4 protein-coding genes are annotated in these 4537 nt (G+C 61.1%); all 4 read left to right on the top strand.

The features are described from left to right. A partial coding sequence (locus tag HNQ71_RS34455; RefSeq protein WP_184879584.1) for an extracellular solute-binding protein occupies positions 1-425 on the top strand: 425 nt, incomplete at its 5' end. Positions 426-506: 81 nt separating this feature from the next. Further along, a complete protein-coding gene (locus HNQ71_RS34450; protein WP_184879582.1) occupies positions 507-1877 on the top strand; it encodes an MmgE/PrpD family protein in 1371 nt (456 codons plus the stop codon). Between the two features lie 70 nt (positions 1878-1947). Beyond that, entirely contained in the window at positions 1948-3324 is a 1377-nt protein-coding gene (locus HNQ71_RS34445) for an aminotransferase family protein (RefSeq protein WP_184879579.1), read from the top strand. Positions 3325-3428: 104 nt separating this feature from the next. Beyond that, positions 3429-4537 (top strand): M20 aminoacylase family protein (locus tag HNQ71_RS34440; protein WP_184879587.1); only part of this gene is annotated, 1109 nt, incomplete at its 3' end.

Here is a 4537-nt window from a genome sequence, read left to right as displayed (position 1 = left end):
TGTGGCGGACGACGGGTGACCAGACGACACAGGGCTTCCGCAACGGGGAATATGATGCCGGCTTCATGTGGCTGACCCGCACCACCGCGCTCAAGAACGAAGGACAGCCCATCGCATGGTCATATGATGGAGTGCTTCTGGTGGGCGATCGCTACGCCGTTGTGAAGGGCGCGCCCCACAAGGCGGAAGCGCTTGAACTGCTGAAGTTCTTCCTGGATTCGCCTGAAGTGCAGGGGAAGATTTGCGAAGCCCTGGCCTGTACGCCGCCGAGTACGGAAGCGCTCCAGTACATGAGCGCGGAAGCGCGTGCCAACATGCCGACCGCCGAGCAGATCAGTTCCGAAATGGTGGTTCCGGACGCCGAGTGGATCAACGCAAACAAGGCAATGCTTATCAACCGCTGGAACGCCTGGATCCAGAACTAACCACCCCCCCAAAGACTGGGGCTGCGGCCCATAGGCCGGTAGATCCATTTTACTTTGCATTCTTCAATGGGATTCGAAAACATGTCGCTGACACGAGACGTCGCCAATATGGTCGCCAACCTCACATATGACGAGTTGCCGGCACACGTATGCGACAAGGCGAAGCTTCTCGTCCTCGATCATGTAGGCTGCATGATTGCGGGAAGCACGACGCGCGGGGCCCATCAGATGACACCCTACCTGGGGCGCATCGATTCAGGTGGCCCCAGCACCGTTTTCGGCACGTCGCTGCGCTTCCATCCCGCTAATGCGGCCCATGCCAACGCGCATGGCGTCAGCATGTTGAGCCTCGACGATTCCTACATCCTCTTCGGCCATCCAGGCGCGTCGATTATCCCGGCCGCTCTCGCCGTCGCCGAAGACGTGGGCAGCTCCGGCAAGGAGCTGATTACAGCGATTGTCGGCGGCTACGAAATGTCCCTGCGCCTTGGCACCGCCATGCGTCCCAGCGAGGACCGCGACCGCCAGGTCAAGGGTTACGCCACTTGGCAAATCTTCGGCGCCTGCACCGCGGCAAGCCTGTTGTACCGGTTTACCGCCACGCAGATCGTGGATGCCTACGGCCTGACCCCAATGCATGCCCCACTCCCCTTTCTGCGCAAGTTCCACTCGCGGCCGATGAGCCTTTTGAAGAACAATTACGGATGGGCGAACAAGGGCGCCATCACGGCGGTCGACCTTGTACGCGCCGGTTTCCACGGCAATCGCACCATCTTTGACGGCGATGACGGGTTCTGGGCCATGGCCGGGTCCGACCGCTTTGAACCCGGAGACATGCTCGATAGGTGGGGCGAGCGCTATTTTATCCTCGAGACCGGCTTCAAGCCGTTTGGCGTCTGCCGCTGGATCCACACGGCGGTTGACTGCTTGCGCGCGTTGCTGAGCCGCCACCGTTTTAGCCACGCCGACATCAAGGGCATTCACGTTGAAACGGTGAGCGAGTTCGTCCGCGACTTCAACGGCCCTTGGCCGCAATCGACCGTCGAGGCCGCGTTCCATATCCCCTATGCGCTCGCTCTCGAACTGCACGACAAGTCGTCCGCGACGGGCCTGCGCGAAGACGACTTGGCGGACAAGGACCTCCAAGAAACAGCGTCGCGAATAAGTCTTTCGACCCTCGCCGGCGCCGACGAGAAGTTCTATGCGGAAAAGCGCCTGCCTGCCCGCGTCAGTGTCACTCTCGAGAATGGCGAAACTCTCTCAGCCGAGGCCGACGTTCCGACGGGCGCCCCCGGCGGACCCGCTTTCGGACCGGCGCAGGTGGAAGCCAAGTTCCTCACTCTCGTGAAGCCCGTGTTCGGTGAAGCGAATGCTGTGCGTTTGAAGGAATCCCTCCTCGAACTTGAGTCTCTTTCCGTCCGTGACGCACTTAAATCCTGCGCCGTGGCGTGAGTGTCGCGCATAGGTGCGGCGGCGCTGAAGAGGCCGTCCTCCCTTCCGAAACTAACAAATCAGGAACAAGATGAAGATGTCCACACAGAGCACACAGCCCAAGCCCGTTCAAAAGGAGTCTTCTGGAGGGGCCTTCTATGCCGGCCGCGGCGTCACCAAAACACCCATGATTTCGCATGCCAAAGGCATCTTCTTCTGGGATACCGACGGCAAGCGCTATCTCGACGGGTCGTCCGGCGCAGTCGCCGCCAACATCGGCCATGGCAACGAGCGCGTACGCGACGCCATGATCGAACAAGCGAAGCGCTTTAGCTATGTCGTTCGCACGGCGTTCACCAGCGAGGCGACCGAAACGCTATCCAGGATGATCGCGGAGCTTGCGGGCCCGGGATTTGACCAGACTTTTCTTGTCTCCGGCGGTTCAGAGGCCATCGAATCAACCCTCAAGCTTGCACGTCAATACGCCGTGGTCACGGGTCAACCGAAGCGCTCAAAGGTCCTTGCGCGTATGCCTGGTTATCACGGCTCGACGCTCGGCGCCGCTGCAGTCACCGGCGACCCGGATCGGGACCAAATGTTCGGCCCGATTATGCGGGTAATGCCCAAGATCCCGGCACCATTGAGCTATCGAATCCCCGATGGCTACGACGTCCATTCCTATGCCGATCACTGCGCGGACGAGCTCGAAAGACAGATTCTTGCGGAAGGTGAGGACACCGTACTCGCTTTCATCATGGAGCCGGTCGGCGGCGTCGCCACCGGCGCATTGGTCGCGCCGAACAGTTATTATTCCAAGGTCCGAAAGATTTGCGACCGCTACGGCGTTCTACTGATCTTCGACGAGGTGATGTGTGGTGCCGGCAGAACTGGAACCTTCTTGGCCGCCCATCACTGGCCGGACGCCCTGCCCGACCTCGTCGCCTGCGCGAAGGGCTTGAGCGCCGGATACACGCCGCTTGGCGCGATGATCGCCCCCAACAGGATCGTCGACAAGGTCGTGGAGTCCGGCGGCTTCCTTCACGGACACACCTATTCCGGCAATCCCCTTTCCTCGGCGATCGGAGTTGCGGTTCTCAGTGAGTTGGTGAACCAGAATCTGATGGAAAATGCCCAGCGCATGGGCGTCATCCTTCGTCAAAAGCTAAACGCATTGAAGGACAGAAGCACAACTATTGGCGACGTGCGCGGCATAGGGCTTTTGAACGCAGTAGAGATCGTCGAAGACAAAGCCACCAAGGCTATTTTCCCCGCCGCTAGGCAAGCGTCTTACCGCGTCTCGGAGATCGCCCGCGATCTTGGCCTCCATATTTATTCGCGCCGCGCCGCGAGCGGAAAGTTCGGGGAGTGGTTCATGGCAGCTCCACCGCTCATCATAACCGAGCCGGAAATCGGCCTTTTCATGGAGCTTCTCACAGAGACGTTCCGGATTTTTGAAAGCGAGATCTGATGACGCCCGCTCGTCTCCATCCTGACCCGACGCAATCGACGCTGGGTGCTTTTGATGTGCAGAGCCCCCTACCTCTGCCCCCACAGGCTCGCATCGCCGGGATGATGCCGGACAAGGATCTCATAACGGCAGCGACGGCTTGGCGCCGCGATTTTCATCGCTATCCTGAGCTTCTGTTTGACGTCGACCGCACGGCCGCACGCGTCGCCGACCTCCTCCGCAGCTTTGGGTGCGACGAGGTCGCGACCGGCATCGGTCGAAGCGGGGTCGTTGCGGTCATCCGGGGCGGAACCGCACCGGCGAGTCGCACCATCGGCATCCGTGCCGACATGGACGCTCTGCCTATCTTTGAGGCAACCGGTCTGCCCTACGCCTCGACGGCGCACGGACGCATGCACGCCTGTGGGCATGACGGGCATATGGCGATCCTGCTTGGCGCCGTGAAGCATCTTGCCTCGACGCGCGCCTTTTCCGGCACCGTGGTGGCGATTTTCCAGCCTGCCGAGGAGGGAGGTGGCGGCGCCAAGGTAATGCTCGAGGACGGCCTCTTCGAACGCTTCGGCATCGAGGAGGTCTACGCACTCCACAACATGCCCGGTATGGAGGTCGGGACTTTCGCCCTATCGGGCGGCGTAATGCTCGCCGCATCCGACCGCTTCGACATCAAGATCCTAGGCAAGGGCGGACACGCGGCCCGGCCTCACGAAACCATCGATCCGATCTCGGTCGCCAACCACGTGGTCAGCGCACTGCAGACGATCGTCTCAAGGAGCGTCGATCCCATTGACCCGGTCGTGCTTTCGGTCACGTCCATCCACGCGGGCGATGCCTACAACGTCATCCCGTCCGAGGTCGTGCTGAAGGGCACTGTCCGCACTCTGTCAGAGAGCAGCCGCGACAAGGTTGAGAGCCGAGTCGGCGCAATGGCCACCTGCATAGCCGAGGCATTTGGCGCCAGCGTCAAACTAGAATACCGGCGTGGCTATCCGCCGACCGTGAACCATCCCGCCCACGCCCGCATTCTCGGTGACGCGGCAGCACGCGTTGCTGGAGATGCCGCCGTGCAGCGCGACATCGCACCCATAATGGCTGCGGAAGATTTCTCCTACATGCTGAAGGCGTGCCCCGGCGCCTTCATCTTCATGGGCAACGGCATGACCGCCGCCCTTCATCATCCCGAATACGACTTCAACGACAACGCCCTGCCAATCGG

The organism is Mesorhizobium sangaii, from assembly GCF_014207355.1.
In the GTDB taxonomy this organism is placed as follows: domain Bacteria; phylum Pseudomonadota; class Alphaproteobacteria; order Rhizobiales; family Rhizobiaceae; genus Mesorhizobium; species Mesorhizobium sangaii.
Note: the sequence above shows the minus strand (reverse complement) of the source record. Positions and strands in the feature narration are given on the sequence as shown.

Excerpts from the sequence above, each read along its gene's own strand:
- HNQ71_RS34450 (WP_184879582.1), top strand. The coding sequence starts at position 507 with ATGTCGCTGACACGAGACGTCGCCAATATGGTCGCCAACCTCACATAT.
- HNQ71_RS34445 (WP_184879579.1), top strand. The coding sequence starts at position 1,948 with ATGAAGATGTCCACACAGAGCACACAGCCCAAGCCCGTTCAAAAGGAG.